This is a genomic window from Acinetobacter sp. SFD, assembly GCF_001647575.1.
Classification (GTDB): domain Bacteria; phylum Pseudomonadota; class Gammaproteobacteria; order Pseudomonadales; family Moraxellaceae; genus Acinetobacter; species Acinetobacter pecorum.
In genome coordinates this window covers 275,489-291,973 of the sequence record NZ_LSZJ01000013.1, presented here as the reverse complement: position 1 = coordinate 291,973, position 16,485 = coordinate 275,489, and the positions used below count along the sequence as shown (strand labels likewise).

10 protein-coding genes are annotated in these 16,485 nt (G+C 44.9%); 6 read left to right on the top strand and 4 right to left on the bottom strand.

Annotated elements, in window-relative coordinates; all coding sequences use genetic code 11:
• The first annotated feature begins 3 nt into the window (after positions 1-3).
• Positions 4-1,299, top strand: coding sequence for a hypothetical protein (locus tag AY605_RS10960; RefSeq protein ID WP_064096419.1), 1,296 nt, complete (start codon positions 4-6; stop codon positions 1,297-1,299).
• A gap of 58 nt (positions 1,300-1,357) precedes the next feature.
• Here AY605_RS10960 and AY605_RS10955 read toward each other — a convergent pair whose 3' ends face one another.
• The 4 genes from AY605_RS10955 to AY605_RS10940 all read right to left on the bottom strand — a co-directional run bounded on the left by AY605_RS10955 (position 1,358) and on the right by AY605_RS10940 (position 8,131).
• Positions 1,358-3,076: a proline--tRNA ligase gene (locus AY605_RS10955; protein ID WP_064096418.1), complete on the bottom strand. Its 1,719-nt coding sequence runs from the start codon at positions 3,074-3,076 to the stop codon at positions 1,358-1,360.
• A gap of 96 nt (positions 3,077-3,172) precedes the next feature.
• Positions 3,173-6,280 carry an efflux RND transporter permease subunit gene (locus AY605_RS10950; protein ID WP_064096417.1) on the bottom strand — a complete coding sequence of 1,036 codons (3,108 nt, stop codon included), beginning with the start codon at positions 6,278-6,280 and terminating at the stop codon, positions 3,173-3,175.
• Positions 6,281-6,304: 24 nt separating this feature from the next.
• Positions 6,305-7,432, bottom strand: coding sequence for an efflux RND transporter periplasmic adaptor subunit (locus AY605_RS10945; protein WP_064096416.1), 1,128 nt, complete (start codon positions 7,430-7,432; stop codon positions 6,305-6,307).
• A 51-nt stretch (positions 7,433-7,483) separates the two neighbouring features.
• Positions 7,484-8,131: a hypothetical protein gene (locus AY605_RS10940; protein ID WP_064096415.1), complete on the bottom strand. Its 648-nt coding sequence runs from the start codon at positions 8,129-8,131 to the stop codon at positions 7,484-7,486.
• Between the two features lie 286 nt (positions 8,132-8,417).
• Between AY605_RS10940 and pilG the strand changes: the two genes are divergently transcribed.
• The 5 genes from pilG to AY605_RS10915 all read left to right on the top strand — a co-directional run bounded on the left by pilG (position 8,418) and on the right by AY605_RS10915 (position 16,482).
• Complete coding sequence (gene pilG / locus AY605_RS10935; RefSeq protein ID WP_064096414.1) at positions 8,418-8,801, top strand: twitching motility response regulator PilG; 384 nt, start codon at positions 8,418-8,420, stop codon at positions 8,799-8,801.
• Between the two features lie 26 nt (positions 8,802-8,827).
• Positions 8,828-9,196 carry a response regulator gene (locus AY605_RS10930; protein ID WP_064096413.1) on the top strand — a complete coding sequence of 123 codons (369 nt, stop codon included), beginning with the start codon at positions 8,828-8,830 and terminating at the stop codon, positions 9,194-9,196.
• Between the two features lie 5 nt (positions 9,197-9,201).
• Entirely contained in the window at positions 9,202-9,738 is a 537-nt protein-coding gene (locus tag AY605_RS10925) for a chemotaxis protein CheW (protein ID WP_064096412.1), read from the top strand.
• Between the two features lie 46 nt (positions 9,739-9,784).
• Positions 9,785-11,857: a methyl-accepting chemotaxis protein gene (locus AY605_RS10920; RefSeq protein WP_064096411.1), complete on the top strand. Its 2,073-nt coding sequence runs from the start codon at positions 9,785-9,787 to the stop codon at positions 11,855-11,857.
• 167 nt (positions 11,858-12,024) lie between these two features.
• On the top strand, positions 12,025-16,482 hold the full coding sequence (locus tag AY605_RS10915) for an Hpt domain-containing protein (protein WP_064096410.1): 4,458 nt from the start codon (positions 12,025-12,027) through the stop codon (positions 16,480-16,482).
• Positions 16,483-16,485: the final 3 nt, after the last annotated feature.

The following is a 16,485-nucleotide window of genomic DNA, read 5'->3' as shown; positions in this document are numbered from 1 at the left end:
AAAATGAAAAAAATACTTTTAAATAGTCTGGTTGTAGCAATGTGTGCGATTACACAACAAAGTTTTGCAATGACCAGCCTAAATGATGAAGAGTTGTCTACGGTAGAGGGTCAGGCACTTCTTTCGATGGAAGTACAAAAAGGTTTTAAACAAATAGATAATCTTGGTAATAACTATGATCAGTCCAATATTTCTTTCTATAAATTAGGTTTAGAAGCCGAGATGGAGATCAATACCAATATTAAAAAGCTACAACTGGGTTGCGGTGGCGTGAATGGGGCGACAGGCTGTGATATTGATATTGATAATATCGCATTAAGTGGTCTGCCCGCGAATTCGAACTATACCGCCGATGATCGCGCAAGTAGTTCAGCATTGATCACCAATCCATTTCTTCAATTTGCGATTAAAAATCCAAATCAGGCATCTACTCGTGAAGTCCTGGGCTTTCGTCTAAGCGCCGAAAAAATTCAGGGTCTTTTGACTTTGGGTGCTGAAAATAGCAATACGCCCAATGGGATTAACAGTTTTAGTGGTTATATGAAGACTAAAGCAGCATCAGGTGTAGCAAACACAGCTTCTCGGGTTATGGACTATGCATCTACGGGCCAATATATTGAAGGTACTGTGAGGGGTAAATTAGGGAATTTAACCTTGCCTCTTGATTTGCATTATAAATCAAATGATTATTCCTTCACTTTGCAGGAATCAACAGCCCCATTTGCTATTCCTTCTACTATTGTTTCAGGAACACGTATGAAGGAAATTGTCTTGAAAGGAACAGGCACAGTGGAGCGTATAGATTTCAGTGGTCCATTAAAAGCGCAGTTGTTAAATGGTGCTCTGACCCTAGATAAGCAAATTACGGGCTATTTAACAGGTCTCAAGACTGATATTACAGTAAATCAAAATCTTGGCTTAATCCATGCTCTATATTTAAATAACCCGGCATCCTTATCATTACAATCACAAAAAATTCTTTGGCCAGGTGCAGCAGTCGCTGCGAATCAAGGATGGTGGCTGGCAATGGAGGATGAGGTAGATTTAGGCAGTATCTCTCCCTCAGATAAAGTACAAATTACAAATGAGGTTTTACAACAAACGATTGCAGGAATTAACCATGACTTGACTAATAATGTCCGAATTTGTGGAGGCATTATCAGTGGTTGTATTGTTGGCGGTTCACTGGATGTAAGTGAAATTAAAAATCCGACTTTAATTGATTTCCCTCTAAACAATTTAAAATTACAAGGTCAAGATTTTAAGCCGAACTGCTTTGGTGGTCATAAATTCTGTTGAGACTGAGATAACCATAAAAAATCCCGTATGAAGCGGGATTTTTTATGGTAAGAAGGAATTACTTTGCGATTTTCGCTAATAACTCTTCTTTAGAAATATTTACAGATTCAGTATCACGACGGCCTTTATACTCAAACGTACCCGCATCCAGACCTTTTTCACCAATTACAATACGGTGTGGAATACCGGTAATTTCAAGATCGGAGAACTTTACGCCTGGGCGTTCATCCCGGTCATCAAGAATGACGTCATAACCCGCAGCAGTCAATTCTGCATACAGTGCTTCAGCTGCTTCCATGGTACGTGGTGACTTATGCGCATTCATTGGCACAATCGCAACTTCAAAAGGCGCAATCGCTTCAGGCCAGATAATACCTTTCTCATCGAAGTTTTGCTCGATTGCAGAAGCTACCACACGTGTCACACCAATCCCGTAGCAGCCCATGGTTACAGTAAATGGTTTGCCATCTTTACCAAGAACTTTACAGCCCAAAGCCTCAGAATATTTCTGACCTAACTGGAAGATGTGACCCACTTCAATACCACGTTTGATCTGAAGTGTACCTTTGCCATCTGGAGAAGGGTCGCCTTCAACCACGTTACGCAGATCATAAGCTTCAGTGAACTGTGCATCACGTTCCCAGTTTACGCCAGTTGCGTGTTGATCTGCTTGGTTTGCACCAGCAACAAAATCAGACAATACAGATGCTGCACGATCCACAATGACAGTTAAACCTTTTTCTACCAGACCTTGAGGACCAACGAAACCAGCAGTTAGACCTAAAGCCTGAATTTGCTCTTCGGTTGCAAAAGTCAGTGGCGCTGCAATCAAAGGATGTTTTTCAGCTTTAATTTCATTCAGTTCATGATCGCCACGAAGGAACAGCGCAACCACGGGTGCATCTTGACCTTCTTCAGCCGCAACACCTTGTACAAGCAACGCTTTTACTGAATGGGCAGGATCTGTACCTAAGAAAGCAGATACATCAGCAATGGTTTTCTGATTTGGCGTATCTACCAGTTTGAGTTCTTGTGTGGGTGCTGCACGTTCACCGACAAGCACCGCTTCAGCCATTTCAATGTTGGCGGCATAGTCAGATTCAGTCGAAAACGCGATATCATCTTCACCACTTGAAGCCAGGACGTGGAATTCATGTGAACCTGAACCGCCAATCGAGCCAGTGTCCGCTTGTACTGGACGGAAATCTAAACCTAAGCGGGTAAAGATTTTGCAGTAGGCTTCGTACATTTTGTCGTAAGTTTCTTGCAAAGATTCCTGATCAGCGTGGAAAGAATAGGCATCTTTCATGATGAATTCACGTGAACGCATCACACCAAAACGCGGACGGATTTCATCACGGAACTTGGTTTGTACCTGGTAGAAATTGGCAGGCAATTGCTTGTAACTTTTCAACTCGTTACGTGCAAGATCAGTAATGACCTCTTCATGTGTCGGGCCAAGCACGAAATCATTGTTATGACGGTCTTTGAAACGCAGCAGTTCAGGGCCATACTGTACATAACGCCCAGACTCTTCCCAAAGTGATGCCGGTTGAGTTACAGGCATCAATACTTCAAGAGAACCGGCATTGTTCATTTCTTCGCGAACGATCGCTGCAACTTTATTTAATACGCGAACGCCCATCGGCAACCAGGTGTATAAACCTGAAGCCAACTTACGAATCATACCGGCACGAAGCATGAGCTGATGCGAAATAACTTCAGCGTCGTTCGGGGTTTCTCTCAAAGTTGCAAATAAAAAGCGACTCGCGCGCATGGAAACTGTCCTAAAAAATTAAGCGTTAAAGCAGGGATTATACAATAAAAAATGAGGTGAGCATTTGGGAATGTCACCTCATTGTGTTGCATTAAATTATGCCATGATTTTACGTGCCTGACGCAGCATAAAATTCTTAAAGTCATCCAGATAGGTAAAGATCACCGGGACCACCACCAAAGTCAGCAGGGTAGAGGTAATCACGCCACCAATCACGGCGTGTGCCATGGGTGCACTTTGCTCCCCCCCTTCGCCTAGTCCCAAGGCCAGCGGAACCATCCCCATCACCATGGCACTGGTGGTCATCAGAATAGGACGCAGACGGGTTTTACCTGCTTCAATAATCGCATCATAACGGTCTTCACCGCGGTCCATGGCTTTCTTGATAAAGTCGATTAGCAGAATGGCATTCTTGGTCACCAGTCCCATCAGCATGATGATCCCGATAATTGAAAACAGGTTCATGGTCGAATTAAACAGGAACAAGGCCAGAAATACCCCAATGAGCGACAATGGCAATGAAGCCATAATTGCCGCGGGGTGAATAAAGCTGTTGAACTGCGAACCGAGTACAATATAGATAAATACAATTGATAGGGTAATCGCGGTCAAGGCGTAACCTGCAGATTCTGCCATATCGGCATTAGAACCCTGAGTGTCAAAACTATAGCCCGGTGGCATATCGAAATTTTCTTGCAGGCGGCTGATATCCGTTCCGATGTCGCCTGCAGGGCGTCCAGACGTATTCGCTTCTACGAGTACTTCACGAGCCAGATCACGTCGGTTAATCTGCGAAGCGCCGAGCTTTTCTTCAAATTTGGCCACGCTTGAAAGAGGAACCAGAATTGGTTGATTGCTGGCAGTGGTTTTATTCGAGGTGATATACATATTCTGTAAATCGCTTGGCAAGCTACGCTGGTTTTCGGTCAGGCGCAGATTTACATCATAGGTTTCACCTTTTTCATCCTGCCAGGTGGTGACATCATCACCGGCAATCAGTGGACGGACCACATTGGCAATCTGATTCACCGATAAGCCTAGATCACTGGCCAGGACACGATTGATCTGGACACCAAGCGTCGGCTTGGGCTCTTTCAATGAAGTTTCCAGATCAACAATGCCATCAATTTTAGCCATCTCCGTCATAAAACGATCGGAAATTTTTTGCAGTTCATCCAGATCAGGTCCTTTGATTGAAATCATGATCGGTTTCTGACCACCTGATACGGTTTCATCAGCGGATGCCACCGAGGTAATGCTGATTCCGGCAACCGATTGCAGACGCTGGCGGAATTCATTATTCAGCTCATTCAGGGTTTTTTCACGCTCGGTACGCGGTGTCACGGTCACCCGTAAACTGACATGGTTTTTACCGCGGTCGGTTGCACCATTAATCACCCCATAGGTGGCTTTGACCTCCGGATGTTGACGAATAATCTGATCCACCTGCTGCAGTTTGGCTTGTGAATATTCAAGCGATGAATCCACTGGTGTTTCAAACTTGATCCTGATTTCGCCTTTATCCGGGACCGGTACAAATTCGGTACCAATCAGCTTGGATAACCCCAAGGCACCAAATAATGAAGCAACGGCAATCAGCAGGGTGATAAATCTGAACCGCAGTGCCAGTTTTAGCAGTTTTTCATAGACATGGCTTAAATTATCCAGTTTGCCGGAAATCCAGTTAAAAAAACGTTGTATCCGGCCTGGTTTTCTGTTCGGATCATTTTTCTTTTCTGCCCAGTGTGCAGAGAGCATCGGGTCCAAGGTAAAGCTGACAAACATTGAGATCAGCACGGCTATACTTACCGTGACCCCGAACTGGTAGAAAAAGCGGCCAATAATACCGCCCATGAAGGCCACAGGCAGGAATACGGCAACAATGGTCAGCGTGGTGGCCAGTACAGCGAGTCCAATTTCTTTGGTGCCATCGAGTGCAGCAGTCACATGATCTTTGCCCATATCGGCATGCCGGACAATATTTTCACGCACCACAATCGCATCGTCGATCAACAGACCAATACTCAAGGACAGTGCCAGCAAAGTCATCATATTGATGCTAAAGCCAAAGGCCCAGATAAAGGTCAGCGTGCCCAAGAGTGCAATGGGCAGAGTCAAACCGGTAATTACGGTTGAACGGAAAGAACCCAGGAACAGCAGGACAATCAGCACAGCCAGCACTGCACCCTCCACAATAGTGCGGGCTACATCGCCAATGGTACCACGGATACTTTTGGAGGCGTCCACCACCACCTGTAAGGTAGTGCCTTGTGGAAGCTGCGCTTCAATATTTTTTAAAGCTGCGTAGGTCTTGTCTACTACTTCAATAACGTTTGCATCTGAACTGCGCAAAATATCAATCGCAACTGCAGCTTTACCATTCAAAAAAGCAGCGGATTCCAGCTCTGCCTGGCTGTCTTGAATATTGGCCACTTGTCTGAGAAAAATCGGTACGCCGTTTTTATTGGCAATGACCAGATCTCCGAAGGCAAGGGGATGCAGCACTTTGGAATTGATTTCAATGACCAGTTCCGAATTCCCAGACTTGAGAGTGCCTCCCGGGACTTCAATATTTTCTGCCTTTAAGGTATTAATGACACTATCTACACCGATACCAAAAGCTTGCAGTTTTTGCGGCTCTACCTGGATCCGGATCTGGCGTTGTGCATCACCTAACAGATTGACCGTACCGACCCCTGGGATTGTACGCAGTTGTGGCACAATCCGCTGGTCCAGATATGAACTCAGTGTTTTTACGTCCATATTGTCAGATTCAAATACAATCGACATCACTGCATTTGCTGTCGGATCATAACGTTCGACAATCGGTTCCTGAATTTCATCCCGGAATTCAGCAGTCACAGAGGCGATTTTATCCCGCACGTCCTGAGCTGCTGTGGTAGATGTCACATCCAGATTAAATTCGGTGGTAATGATGGACAGGCCTTCACTAGACTGGGAAATCACCTGTTTCAAACCGGAAATGGTATTGATCTGATCTTCGAGTTTCTTGGTGATTTCCGATTCAACCGTTTCCGGAGAAGCGCCTGGATAATTGGTATAGATCACCACAAAAGGGAAATCGACATCAGGGAATTCTTCAACGCCCATCCGCTGCCATGAAGCCAGCCCCAGCACCATCAGGCAGAACATCATCATGATGGTGAAAACCGGATACTTCACACTAATTCGGGTAAACCACATATCAATGATCCTGTATGAATGGCTTTAATTGGCGCGAAGGGTGACAGTTTTTTGCAGATCGGCTTCGCTAAACTTAACCCGGCTGACCTGATCACCATTTTCCAGTCCTTGAACCACGGCAATGTTATCACTATAACGCTGTTCCAAAACCTGTATGTTGACCTTGATAATTTTATTCTGGCGAACTACCCAGACATAGGGTTTGTTCTGGATATCCTGAATGGTATCCAATGGAATCAGCTGTCCGGAAATCTGTTGTGAACTCAGAATGTTGCCTTCAACGAAGGAGCCGATACTTAGCGAGGGAATGGTTTCATTCGGCGTGGCAAAGAATTCGATCTGGCGACTGGCCTGATCTGCGATAGGGGAAATCCGGCTAATTACGGCAGTGAGCCGGTTTGGATTACCTTGAATAGTGTATTCGATTTTACTGCCCAGCCTTAAACCTGATTGCAGATCACTGGGTACGCGTGCCTGAATTTCCAGCCGTTTCGGATCGACGATTTCAAACAGGGTTTGTCCAATTGCAACGGTTTGGCCAGGCTCAACCTGGCGCTGGGTAATTACACCACTGATCGGGCTGGTCATGATGCCATCACGATCTGCTTTTTGGGCAATATCAACATTGGCTTGCTGGGCACGGACATTTTCCAGCTGTGCCTGATAGTCCACCTGACTTTGTTCATATTCTACTTTTGAAATAAAACCCTGATCGAGCAGGCGCTTTTTACGCTGCATCATATTGCGGGCCTGATTGGCTTGCGCTTGAGTGGAGGCCAGGTTGGCACGTGCTTGTGCCAGACGGGCTGCATTGTCCTGGTTATTCAGGAGTACCAGTACCTGTCCCTTGTTAACTGATTGACCTACCTGCGCGTTTACGCTGGTAGCAGTGGCAGAGACCTGTGCCTGTATGCTGCTTTGATTGACTGCACGGATGGTGCCGGTAAATGCGGTTTTTTGAACTGAATTGCCAGATTGAACCGTAACTAAATCCTGTGAAATGACTTCAATAGATTTTGGGGTTTCGGCTTGCACTGCAGGTTCATTTTTGTCGCAAGCCACTAAAAACATATTTAAGCAAAGTGCACTCACGATTAGCACAGAGCGCGGCGAAAGCATATTTAAATCATGAGAGTGCGGTGCAGGTTGCATATGAGTCCTTTTAGCTGGCTATGAATCAAAGCCTTGGCCAGCTATTTGCATTTATTCAAGTGCTTTTAAACGGGCGATAATTTTGTCGTATTCTGCTTCCAGATTTCGATAGCGACTTTGTAAAGATTGAATATTCTCTTTTTGGGAAATGAGATTTTTCTGATTATTTTCCAGCATGGTTTTGAGGTGCGCCGGTGGAGTTTGACCTTTACGTAAATATTCCCGTTCCTGGCGAACGAACATGATCCGATCTTTTTGCAATTGCTTAATTTGCTCTTGCTGAAAATCAATCTGCTTTTTTAACTGGGTCAGGCTGTCATTCTTTTTTTGCAAGGCAGTCTGACTATTGTTATAGGCTCGCTTAAGTTTATGGTCTTCCGCAATCCGCTGCGCCTGTTGAGCACGTTGCGGGGCTTGTCTGATATCGGCTTCAGCGTTATAAGGACGGGCACGTTTAATGACCTGCATATTCTGGTCAAGTGCCTCATAACCATAACGGATATGATTGGGCGTAACATTGGTGCTGATATTGGCCACACCTTTACTGTCGTAATAACGGTACCAGGTGGCTTTTTGTGGGAGCTGGTTACTGCTCGCACAAGTTAAGCTGAGCTGCAAGAGCAACAATACAGCAACAATGAATTGACCAGTCATTTTATTTTTATCAATGACAGCAAGTTTTATTGAAAACTGACTCATCATTGGCTCCCCGAATTTAAAGTTGGCTAAATTACTTATTTTAAAGTAATAATATTGTTATATTAGACTTAAATTTATCAATAAAAAACTACCGTTAGTCAAAAAAAAACCAATAACCATAATAAAATGTGAAGCTGTTGTTAAAAATAAATGATTTTGTCTACTTGTGTAGAAAATGTTCATTGATAATACAAGTGACTTTATGTTAAAAATGTTTATCGATCGTAATAAAATAATCCTATGAGCCTTATGGCATATAGTTTCTAAAATGGGAAGGGTTAAACAAATGGACGATAAATTCCAAAATCTAAAAATTATGGTTATTGATGACTCAAAGACCATTCGTCGTACTGCAGAAACTCTTCTTCAGCGTGAAGGTTATGAAGTCATTACTGCGGTAGATGGTTTTGAGGCTTTATCAAAAATTGCCGAAGCAAATCCGGATATCGTTTTTGTAGATATTATGATGCCGCGCCTAGATGGTTATCAGACCTGCGCCTTAATCAAAAACTCTCAGAATTACCAGAATATTCCTGTGATTATGCTATCAAGTAAAGATGGCTTATTTGATCAGGCCAAAGGTCGTGTCGTGGGTTCCGATGAATACCTGACCAAACCTTTTAGTAAAGATGAATTGCTAACTGCAATCCGTAACCATATTAGTGCTTAATATATTTGATTTTTTGGGGAATTGGCATGGCACGTATCCTAATTGTGGATGACTCACCGACAGAAACTTTTCGCTTTAGAGAGATTCTTTCTAAACATGGCTTTGATGTGATTGAAGCAGCTAATGGGGCAGATGGGGTCACCATGGCACAGGCAGAACTGCCGGATCTGGTTCTGATGGATGTAGTGATGCCGGGCGTGAATGGATTTCAGGCGACCCGCCAGATTGCACGTGGGGCAACAACCAAACACATTCCAATCGTGATTGTGAGTACCAAGGATCAGGCTACTGACCGCGTATGGGGCAAGCGTCAAGGCGCAGCGGACTATCTAACAAAACCAGTCGATGAAAAACAATTAATAGATGTAATTAAGCAGCACCTCAATGCAGGATAAGCTCTATGGCAGCAAATGGATTTATCGAATTGCTTCGCATTGCGAAACGTGGAAATAAAAACTACGTTTCCAATGGCAATGAAGTTAACCGATGGTCGGGCATTGCTTTTGAGATGATGGGGCAATATTTTGTTGCTCCGCTGGGGGAAGTATCAGAAGTGATTTATCCCCCAAAATATACGCCGGTACCCAAGACACAAGCCTGGGTATTGGGTTTGGCGAATATCCGGGGAAGACTGTTGTCTGTTTCTGATCTGACGCAATATGTATCAGGGCAAAGCAGCAAATTTTCACCGACTCAAAAAGTATTATGCATCAACCATAATGACCAGTATGTGGGTTTGGTCGTAGATCAAGTTTTGGGTATACAACATTTCAATAAGAAAAGTTTCTTTTCGAAGAAATCTGAATTGGATAAAAACTTACAAGAATATTGTCAGGGGTTTTTCCATCAGCACAACCAGCAGTGGCATGTGTTTTTATTCAGTCGTCTGTTGCAAAATCCAAAATTTATGAACGCATCTATAAAATTTATAAATTAAATGTCGCGCTCGAAAGTAAGCAAGGCGTCAACCGGGGAGAGGCTGCATGGGCTTTAAACTTAAAAAGAAAAATACAGGTGAGAGCACTGGCCGCAAGGGCGGTAATGCTTTTTTAGCTAAGATTCAAACGCAAATAGATCAGTTATCACGTGTCTTCGGTGATAGTGAGAAATCAAAACCGCTGATCTATGGAGCAGCAGGCTGTCTTTTAGCCGCACTGATCACTTTATTGTATCTTTTTTATAGTGTACCACGTACCAACGAACTCACTCAGAGTCTGGGTGACCTGCGTCTCCTCTCGCAAACCATTTCGCGCCAGGCGACTGAGGCGACCGCTTCAGGTACGCCAGAAGCTATGAAAAACCTGACTGACTCGCAAAAAGCCTTTGCTGAAAATCTTGAGACAGTTAAAAGTATTCACTCCAATAATGATGCGTTGCAGGCGGTTGATAAACAGTGGACAGAAGTTTCCAGCAGTATTGATCTGATTACCTCGCAACAAAAGATTATTAACCAGTTATACGACACCAACATCGCGATTGGTGAGGCAATTCCGGGGATTCAGGCTGAATATAACTTGATGGTTGACCAGATGGCACGTCAAGACATGCCGTCGAACCAGGTTGTTATTGCCAAAAACCAGGTATTTATTGCGGAACGTATCTTGCGTTCGATCAGTCTGGTACTGACGGGTACTGATGGTTCACGTGAATCTGCAGATGACTTCAGTGCCGATACCGAAACTTTCGGCTCATATTTAAACGCTCAGTTAAATGGTTCTGCTGAACTGGGTGTACAGCGTATTGATGATCCAACCCTGCGTGAATCTCTGGAAGGAATCAAGGCTGAATATGATGACGTACTCGAATCTGCATCAGCAATTATTCTTAAAAACTCTGCACAGATCGTCAAAGTTCGTCAGGCCGCTGCATCAATTTTTTCCCAGTCTGATGTGCTTTTAGACAACCTGAATAAATTATCAGGTAACTCAGGTCTTAAAACGGTAGTTCCAGCTGTCCTGCTGATTGCATTATTAGTCGGTTTCTTGCTGTGTGTATTCAAGTTACTTTCTCTGCGTGGCTTGTCAGATAAGCAGCGTGTAGGCCGTTTACAAGAAGAATATGACCGTAACCAGAATGCGATTTTACGTTTACTCGATGAGATCGCCGACCTTGCAGATGGTGATTTGCGTTCATATGCAACGGTATCTGAAGATTTTACCGGTGCGATTGCCGACTCGATTAACTTTGCGATCGACCAGTTACGTGACCTGGTATCGCGTATTACTGAAACTTCACAAGAAGTTGCGCAATATACCGCGACCACACAAAGCATTACCAACCAGTTAGCTGAAGCATCTGAACATCAGGCACAAGAAATTGCTGGTGCTTCTGCAGCGATTAACGAAATGGCGATGTCGATTGACCAGGTATCTGCCAATGCCGATGAATCAGCAGTGGTAGCAGAGCGTTCGGTACAAATTGCTGCAAATGGTGCTGATGTTGTACATCGCTCGATTGAGGGTATGGACACGATTCGTGAACAGATTCAGGAAACTTCGAAACGTATTAAACGTCTGGGTGAATCTTCTCAGGAAATTGGTAACATCGTAGCCCTGATTAACGATATTGCCGACCAGACCAACATCCTGGCATTAAACGCAGCGATTCAGGCCTCGATGGCGGGTGAAGCAGGTCGTGGTTTCGCGGTCGTTGCCGATGAAGTACAGCGTCTTGCGGAACGTTCTGCCTCTGCAACCAAACAGATTGAAGGTCTGGTAAAAACCATTCAGACGGATACAAACGAAGCCGTAATCTCGATGGAACAAACCACGGCTGAGGTTGTGCGTGGTGCGAACTTGTCTAAAGATGCCGGTGTGGCACTGGATGAGATTCAAACGGTATCGAATAACCTGGCAAAACTGATTGCGAACATTTCTGATGCTGCAAAACTGCAGTCGGCTTCTGCGGGTCATATTGCGACCACGATGAATGTTGTACAAGAAATTACCTCGCAAACCACCAGTGCGACCTTCGATACAGCGCGTTCGGTATCCGAACTGGCAAACATGGCCGATGCATTACGTGAATCTGTAGCTGACTTTAAACTGCCAGAATAAAGTCAGAAATGATGGGGAAATGTGTCTTGACTGCGGTTGAGACACATTCAAGAAATACAGATAAAGCCTCGACAAGATGTACTTAACTTCATACGTTAGGTATCGCGTGACGGTCACAATTAAGTTTGAGCGCCCTTCTTGGCGGCATAACGTAAGAAGCATGAGCTATGAAAGAAATATTAAAAAATTTAGTTGAAACGACAACGCTTCCTGAAGATAGTTATCTTGACCAAGATGCAGAAATTCTTGAAATTTTTGTTGAAGAAATTGAAGAAATCTTCGTTGAGTTAAATGCTTTATTTCCAGAATGGTTAAGTCATCCAGATCATCAAGAAAATCTGAAGACTATTCGTCGCCATTTTCATACCTTGAAAGGTTCAGGCCGTATGGTCGGTGCCAAATCGGCAGGAGAAATGGCCTGGGCAGTTGAAGATACCCTGAATCGGGTTTTGTCGGGTTCAATTCCACTGACACCGACCGTGCAGAAATTTGCTCAAGCAGTATTGAATATCTATCAATATGCTTTATATCCGAAATTCAAACAAGTCCAGCCGCTTGATCTCGATCTGCGTCCAATGGTGCTGTTGGGGCAACAATTACAACAACAAATTTCACCTGAACCTGCGCTGCAGGAATTATTGATATTGGCAGATCATTTAACTGCAGAAGGTCAAATAACAGGTCTTGAATTTGCAGATAATGCAGACAATGGGTTAGGTGAAGCTGAGCCAGCTCTAGCTCAAGTAGAAATCCCTGTTCGCAGTGATATTGAAGAGACAGTGGCAATTTTTATTGAAGAAGCAGAAGAGCATCTGGATACGATTGCGACTTTCCTTCGTACTGAAGATGAAAAATCACAAGATTATAATGCCCTGATCCGTGCGATTCATACCCTGCGCGGCAGTTCATCCATGGCGCAAATTGAGCAGATTTTTGAAGCCAGCTCCAAGGTGGAACATCTGTTCAAAACTTTGCTACAGGATGAAATTGCTTCCACTTCAAAAGAAACTGCTTTGCTGATTCAGTATGCGGAGTTCGTGAGTGACTATCTGCACCTGCTACGTCAGGGCAATACCGCAAAACTGGATACGGTTTATGCGACCTTTGAACGTGTCTGGCATGATTATGGCTTTGCCGCTACTGAAAATAGCATTCAGACCCAGGGTCTGGTGTCCAAACTGGTTGAACTGGATATTGATCTGTTGCTGGATGCCGAGTTTGAATTTGATAAACGCGCCCAGGTTGATTATCCGGAATATATTCAGGCACTCAGTCAGCAGGCTGCAGAATTGCTGGCCCATACAGAGAGCCGGGCAGCCCAGGGTATTCATGAATTTACCAGTGATCTGAAATCGGCTTATGATGCATTGCTTGAAAAGCCAGTGTTACTGCAGAGCAATTATGCCTATGAGCTGTTTGCACAGGCGCATCAAGAGTTTATTCATTTGTTTGATACCTTGGCCGCAGGGCAGCGTGTCATTCTGAATGAAGAAATTCAAAAAATACTCAGTGAATTGTCTGCATTTGTGCAGCAGGATATTGAAATACCTGCTGAAGATCATGCAATTCAGCATGTTCAGGTAACGATAGAAGTTACCCAGTCAGCCGAATCTGTGGCAACAGGCAATGTCGATTTTGCAGGCTTGAGCCAGCGTATTGCTTTGGATCGTCAGCAGCAGCAAAGTGCTGAAACCAATCGTGATTTTGATGAAGAATTATTAAGTATCTTCCTGGAAGAAGCGGATGAATTGCTTGCAGGCATTGATGAAGATCTGAATACCTGGAGCAAAAAGCAGGATGATACAGCTTCGCTGAACAACCTGATGCGTCATTTGCATACCTTAAAAGGTGGTGCAAACATGATCTCAGCTTCACATATCGGCTTGATTGCGCATGAACTGGAAAGCATTTATGAACGTGTAATCCGCCAGCAAATTGCCGTGACCCCTGCTTTAATCCAGGTTATCCGTCTGGTACAGGACAACGTTTCGGATCGTATTCAATCCATTCGTGATGAAGGCATTGACTATCCTGCAACGGAAGCTATTTCAATTCTGCAGAATATTCAGTCGCTAGTTTCCGGACAGGCTGGGACTGCTGTTGAAAGCGCAGCTGCTGCAATTGAAGTGGCAGAGATTGAAGCTACAGCAATTTCTGAACCGCAACTGGCAGAATTAGCAACGACGGAGCAACCAGTTGCTGATCTGGCTGAAACTGAAGAATTACCGGCAATTTCGCAACCTTCTGCTGATGCATTTAATGATAGTTTAGTGGAACGTTCTGAAGAAGATGAACTGAAATCTATTGTAGAAGAATCTTTCCTCGAAGAAGCCGAAGAGATTCTGGCAAATGCCGAGAAGCTGCTCAATCAATGGTTTGACCAGCGTAGTGACCGTAGTTTATTGCTGCAATTACAGCGTGCTGCCCACAGTATTAAGGGTGGCGCACGTATGGTAGATGTTGAAGAAGTGGCCAGCGTTGCCTATGAGCTGGAAACGTCTTTCGAGCAGTTTGCCGTCTATCAGTTTAACTCGAATGCTTATGATGGTCTGTTGCAGAAAACCCTGACCTGGTTAAGACAGGCGATTTTCCAGCGCGACTATAGCGGTTTTGAGCAGCTGCACAGCAGTCTGAAGAAGATCGCCTTTGTAGATGTCACGGCACAATTGCCTGAGCGTCTGGCGAAAACAGACAATCTGGTGGTCAGCGACTTTGGCTTTGTTGAAGGCGATGGTACTGAACCACCACACATGATGGGTGAATGGGCGGATAGTGGAGCCAGCGATACCAATAACGAGATGATCCGTATCTCTGCCGATCTGGTCGAGAAGATGATTGACCTGTCTGGTGAGAACTCGATTAACCGTTCACGTATCGAGATGGATCTGGGCCAGCTTGGCAATACACTGAACGAAATGGAACTGGCGATCAAGCGTCTTGCCGATCAGTTGCGTCGAATGGAAGGCGAGCTGGAATCACAGATTATTGCCAAACATGGTTCAGAGAATTCGCGCTATGCTGACTTTGACCCGCTGGAAATGGACCAGTATTCGTCGCTCAACCAGCTGTCTAAATCACTGGCAGAATCTGCATCGGATTTGGTCGACTTCAAGAGTACCTTAGCCGACAAAATTCGCGAAACTGAAGGGCTGTTATTACAACAATCCCGTATTCAGGCCGAAATTCAGGAAAGCCTGATGCGTACCCGTCTGGTTCCGTTTGACCGGATGCTGCCGCGTTTACAGCGTATCGTGCGTCAAACCTCGACCACCTTGAACCGTCCTGCAGAACTGATCGTGCAAAATACCGAAGGTGAACTGGACCGGAATATTCTGGAGCGTCTGGTCACCCCATTCGAGCATATGCTGCGTAATGCAATTGATCACGGTCTGGAAGATACTGCAGATCGTATCGCACTGAACAAGCCGGAAGTCGGTTCGATTGTCTTGAATATCAGCCGTCAGGGAACCGATGTGATCGTGTCCTTTAGTGATGATGGTAAGGGGATTGATGCAGAGAAAATTCGTGAGAAGGCCTTAAGTCAAGGCCTGATCAAAGAAGACCAGACACTGGATTCGGAAGAGCTGTTACAGTTTATTTTCCATCCGGGATTCAGTACCGCGAAAGCAGTGACCCAGATTTCCGGTCGTGGAGTCGGTCTGGACGTAGTACAAAGTGAAATCAAATTGTTGGGTGGTCATGTGTCGGTCAGTTCACAACTGGGCCAAGGCACTATCTTTACCATTCGTGTACCGACTACCGTAGCAGTCAGCGATGCCTTGATGGTGAAAGTAGGCGATCAGCAATACGCGATTTCTCTGGCTCAGATTGACCGAATTGTGCGTATTGCGCCGATCACATTGGAAACGTACTTCAACAGTAACGACGACTATTTCAAGATCGATGGCGAAAAATATAAGCTGCGTTATTTATCTGAATTTGTGGGTAACCAGCCGATTCCACGTCTGAATAATGTTGGACATTCATTGCCGGTGCTGTTGATCAAAGGCAATAGTGGTCAAACCATTGCCTTGCTGGTCGATCAGCTGGTCGGTTCACGAGCGCAAATTGTAGTGAAACCGATTGGACATCAGTTTGCCACTATCGGTGTAGTGGCGGGTGCTACGATTCTGGGTGATGGTCAGGTTTGTCTGATTCTTGATGGACAGAATATTGCCCGTCAGATTCAGGCGACACAGCGTGTCAAACAGCTGCATGATCAGCGTGATGGATCACGTTATTCCAATGCACGCCGTCTGGTAATGATTGTCGATGACTCGGTGACTGTACGTAAGGTAACGTCGCGTCTGCTTGAACGTCAAGGCTATGATATTGTCACTGCCAAAGATGGTGTGGATGCGATCGAGCAGCTTGAAAACGTCAGACCGGATCTAATGTTGCTGGATATCGAAATGCCGCGCATGGACGGTTTTGAAGTGACCAATCTGGTCCGTCACCATGATATTCACCGTGACTTGCCGATTATCATGATTACCTCACGTACCGGTGAGAAACATCGTGAACGTGCATTTAGCCTAGGCGTAACGCACTATATGGGTAAACCGTTCCAGGAAGCGGAACTGCTGGCCAATATTCAACAACTGATTGCTGAAAAACAGGGGTAATAC